Genomic DNA, 2,821 nt, shown 5'->3' with positions numbered 1-2,821 from the left:
GAGTTGCGGGTGTCTCTGGGTCAGCTGCACCAACTCCCGCCAGACTGGATTCTGCCTGGGAACGGCTCGGCAGAGTTACTAACCTGGGCAAGTTGGGATTTATCAGAACTGACGGGAACGTGTCTGGTGACACCAGCATTTGGCGATTACTGGCGGGCACTCCGGACGTTTAGCGCCAACGTACATGAGTGCCCGCTTCCCGATTTTCGAGCTTCGATTTTGGATTTAGAATTCCCAATCCAAAATCCAAAATCCAAAATCCAAAATCCCACTGGTCTACTGGTGAATAACCCGCACAATCCCACGGGTCAGATGTTTTTCAGAGAGACTCTGATCCCTTATCTGGAGAAATTTGCGCTGGTGGTGATGGATGAAGCCTTTATGGATTTTCTGCCGCCTTCCCAGCAGCAAAGCCTAATTCCAGTGGTGCAAGACTACCCAAATTTGGTGATTCTGCGATCGCTCACTAAGTTCTACAGTCTGCCAGGGCTGCGCTTAGGTTATGCGATCGCTCACCCAGACCGCCTGCGGCGCTGGCAACAGTGGCGAGACCCTTGGCCCGTCAATACCTTAGCCGCAGCCGCTGGTGTCGCTGTGGTACAGGATACAGAATTTCAACAGCAAACCTGGGATTGGTTGGAACCGGCAAAGTCCCACCTGTTTCAAGGTTTGGCGCAAATAGCGGGATTGCAACCGCTACCGGGTGCTGCTAACTTTTTGCTGGTTGAGTCAGAACAACCCAGTTCGCAAGTACAGGAAAAACTGCTCAAGCAGAGTAAAATTCTGATTCGTGACTGCTTGAGCTTTCCAGAATTAGGCGATCGCTATTTCCGAGTCGCCGTGCGTTCCGAAGTTGATAACCAGCGCCTAATCGACGGTCTAGCAGCAATCTTGTAATGGCTAATGGCTAATTGTTCATTTTTCCGATTAGCCATTAGCAATAAACAATTAGCAATCAGCAATTAACAACTGACAAAGAACAAATCATGGCAGTTGAGTACGACTTAGTCGTAATAGGCGGCACAGAGCCAGGGCGTCATGCCGCAGTTGCTGCTGCCAACCTGCAAGCCCGCGTCGCCTTAGTCGAACCCCAGCCGCCTCCGGAGGGGCGCTGGCAATCGTCCCTACAGTTAGGGTCTCTCTATAGCAAAGCTTTGACTCAGGTTAGGCGAGTGATTCAGCCGCAAAGTGACTTCAATCGATTCAGTGTCCCTTGGGATCTGGCTGATTCTACAGAACAGCGACCCGTTCTAGGGGTGCGATTGACCGAGGCAATCCAGTGGGCAGATAGCGTTGTCTCTACCTTAGAAGAACAACATTCCCCAGCGATTTTGGCTTCTTTAGGCGTTGATGTTGTTGTTGGCGAGGGGGAATTTTGCCGTAAACCTTACCTCGCTTTTGTCGTCAACGGACGGAGATTGCGATCGCGTGCCTACCTGATTGCTACGGGTTCTCGTCCGGGGATTGCAGCAATTGATGGACTCGAAGCTACTGGCTATCGGACGCCGTTAGATATTTGGCAGCAGATATCCCCCGAACAGATAGCTGTAGACGCATCTCCTCGCCCCTGCTGGGTGGTCATTGGCGGTGGCGCATCTGGCACCGAACTGGCGCAGACTTTATCTCGGTTGGGCGCTGATGTCACCCTAGTGGTACGCAGTTCCCACATCCTGCCGAAAGAAGACCCAGAGGCGGCGAGAGTGGTGCAAGCACAGCTAGAAATTGAGGGCGTCCGCGTCCTGACTCAAACAGAAGTGACGCAAGTTAAACGAATTGACGACAAAAAGTGGGTTCTCGCTGGCAACAAAGCGATTGAAGCCGATGAAATTTTGCTATGTACTCGACCGCAACCAAATGTCACAGGTTTAAACTTGGAAGGCGTTGGCGTCAAGATGAATCGGCGTGGGATGGAGTTGAACGAGAAACTGCAAACAACAAACCCCCGGATCTACGCTTGTGGTGACGTTGCTGGGGGTTATCAAGCTGCCCATATTGCCAAGTACGAAGCCAGCATCGCCCTAAAAAATGCTTTGTTTGCACCCATTTTCAAAGTAGACTATCGTGGCATTCCTACAGGCGTTTTTTCTGAACCAATGCTGGCGCGGGTTGGCTTAACCGAGGCGCAAGCGAGACGCCAGTACGGTAAAGATGTCTTAGTGTTGCGGCAATATTTCAAGGCAGTAGCAGCAGCCCAGATATTAGGGGAAATCACGGGATTGTGTAAAATTCTGGTGCGTCGCAATGGAGAAATTCTGGGCGCAACGCTAGTGGGGATGGAAGCGGCTGAGTTAATCGGGGCGATCGCTCTCGCTATGCGACAGAACATAAAAGTAGATGCTCTCAGTCAGCTGCCTGCCATTTCTCCCACCCTATCAGAAATTATTCACCAAACTGCTGCTGAGTGGCACCGACAACGACTCCGGAAAAATACCCGATTGGAAGACTTCTTAGAAGGCTTTTTTAACTTCAGGCGGTCATGGTCTTCCTAATCATATAAAGTTTATTTTGGCAAGCTATGGAGCTAATTTTGCCTTTTTTGCTCGGTTTTCCAAATACCATTGAGCGATCGCAGGTGTCCATTGTTCAAAATGAACCCAGAGCAATTCGCAAAACTTTTGTGCTTCAAGTTGAGCATCTTTTTTCCATCTCAGGTCTAAAAGATGCATGAGCGATCGCACATTACAACTCAGCACAAAATGCTGTCTGGTATCAAAAGGAATAATTCCTCTAGCGTGTTCTTCTGAAAGTCCTTCATCTATGCGTTTTTTATAATGTTTGCAGGCGTCTTCGCACCATTGCAAATCAGCCTGACGTTGTTCCT

Annotated in this window: 3 protein-coding genes; 2 read left to right on the top strand and 1 reads right to left on the bottom strand. The window is 49.9% G+C overall.

All coding sequences use genetic code 11. The features are described 5' to 3' along the window. Together H6F50_RS00360 and H6F50_RS00355 are read left to right on the top strand one after the other, a co-directional pair. Positions 1-897: threonine-phosphate decarboxylase (locus H6F50_RS00360; protein ID WP_190425048.1), on the top strand; the 897-nt coding region annotated here is incomplete at its 5' end. Positions 898-986: 89 nt separating this feature from the next. Beyond that, positions 987-2,489 (top strand): NAD(P)/FAD-dependent oxidoreductase, encoded by a 1,503-nt coding sequence (locus H6F50_RS00355; RefSeq protein WP_190425046.1) that lies wholly within the window; start codon positions 987-989, stop codon positions 2,487-2,489. A 24-nt stretch (positions 2,490-2,513) separates the two neighbouring features. Here the strand turns inward: H6F50_RS00355 and H6F50_RS00350 are convergent. Then, positions 2,514-2,821 (bottom strand): FAD-dependent thymidylate synthase (locus H6F50_RS00350; RefSeq protein WP_190425043.1); only part of this gene is annotated, 308 nt, incomplete at its 5' end.

Source organism: Coleofasciculus sp. FACHB-712 (genome assembly GCF_014695635.1).
GTDB lineage: Bacteria > Cyanobacteriota > Cyanobacteriia > Cyanobacteriales > FACHB-T130 > FACHB-T130.
Note: the sequence above shows the minus strand (reverse complement) of the source record. Positions and strands in the feature narration are given on the sequence as shown.

Coding starts and splice junctions, on each gene's coding strand:
- H6F50_RS00355 (WP_190425046.1), top strand. CDS start 987: ATGGCAGTTGAGTACGACTTAGTCGTAATAGGCGGCACAGAGCCAGGG.